The organism is Paraburkholderia sp. J69-1 (assembly GCF_905220255.1).
Taxonomy (GTDB): domain Bacteria; phylum Pseudomonadota; class Gammaproteobacteria; order Burkholderiales; family Burkholderiaceae; genus Paraburkholderia.
The window spans coordinates 1-1,347 of sequence record NZ_CAJMZG010000067.1 but is presented as its reverse complement, the minus strand read 5'-3'; the positions used below and the strand labels follow the sequence as shown (position 1 = coordinate 1,347).

At 65.0% G+C, this 1,347-nt stretch carries 1 protein-coding gene; it reads right to left on the bottom strand.

The features are described from left to right. Window position 1 precedes the first annotated feature (1 nt). On the bottom strand, window positions 2–1,324 hold the full coding sequence (locus U5A67_RS40380; RefSeq protein ID WP_321959834.1) for a Rieske 2Fe-2S domain-containing protein: 1,323 nt from the start codon (window positions 1,322–1,324) through the stop codon (window positions 2–4). Window positions 1,325–1,347 lie beyond the last annotated feature (23 nt).

Genomic DNA, 1,347 nt, shown 5'->3' with positions numbered 1-1,347 from the left:
ATCATGGCGTATAGCCGAAATCAGCGCCAATGCGCGCGCGCATGTGCTCCGCGCCGTCGTGCTGCCATGACGCGCTCGATGGCAGCGTGAGCGACACCGCCCGCACCATCCACAGATCTGCGTCGCCAACCCGCACCGTGGTCGTGCGCTCGGCAGCAAGCTTGCGCACGTTCTCGAGCAGCAGCCGGCGCGTCATCGCCACCCCCGTGTCGCTGATGCCCAGGTTCTCCTTGCTGCGGTCGTAGATCGGCGCGACGCCCGACTGACAGGCCGCGTCCTGCACCCACAGACCCGGCAGCCCCGAGAACCACGTCTTCGTCTGCGCGTCGTAATTGAAGAGGAATGCAGACTGAAGGTTGTATTTGGTCCAGTACTTCGCATACGGTTGCGTCACCGGGCGCGGCTCGTAGGCGCTCTCGCTCGCATGGCCGGTCTCACGCCCCTGGTGCCCCGCCTCGAACAGCTGGCGCGTTTTCTCGTAGAGCGCGCTGGCCGGCGTATAGGAGAACATGATGCATAGCGTGTTCTCGTCGTCGATCGGCACCCATGCGTGACCGCTCAGTTCCGGGTACTTCGACTGCGGCGGCACAAGCGTATAAAACGGGAACAGGAACTGGTTGACGCGCCAGTAGTGGCTCTGTTCGTCGAGCACGCGCCGCGACGCAATGCTAATGCCGAAGTCCTGCCGCTGGCATTCGAACACCGGCCGCAGGTCGCGCTTGGCCGTCCAGTCGTTGATGGCGCCCTGCGAATCGATGCGCCCGTGCAGGATCGGCGCGTGCGCCGAATCGATCTCGCCCTCCACCGCCTGCAGCCAGTTGCACTCCTGCACGCGGAAGCTGAAATGCACGTTTTCCGCCGGCACCATGTTCCATTCAAGATTCGGCAGCGGCGGCAGCGCGTCGGCAGGCGCATCCCCCATGTATGCCCAGACGATCCCGTTGCGCTCGCGGCACGGATAGCTCTTGATACGCACCTTGTCTTTGAGGCGGCTCTCGGCCGGCTCGGCCGGCGTATCCATCACGCGGCCATCCACGCCGAACTGCCAGCCGTGGTAGACGCAGCGCAATCCGCACTTCTCGTTACGCCCGAACACGAGCGGAGCGCCCCGATGCGGGCACGCGTGGTCGACAAGCCCGATGCGGCCTTCAGAGTCGCGAAACGCGATCAGGTCTTCGCCGAGCAGGCGCACGCGCTGCGGCTGACCGTCGACCGTCAAGTCCGACGACGGCAGGAAGGGCAGCCAGAAGAGGCGCATGAACTGGCCGGTCGGCGTACCGGGGCCGACGCGTACAAGGGTCTCGTTGTCTTCGTGGGAAAGCATGGCGGGTTCCGTCTCTCTTGAAA

What these genes read in the sequence shown, in the direction of transcription:
- U5A67_RS40380 (WP_321959834.1), bottom strand. Translation starts at nt 1,324, where the DNA reads ATGCTTTCCCACGAAGACAACGAGACCCTTGTACGCGTCGGCCCCGGT.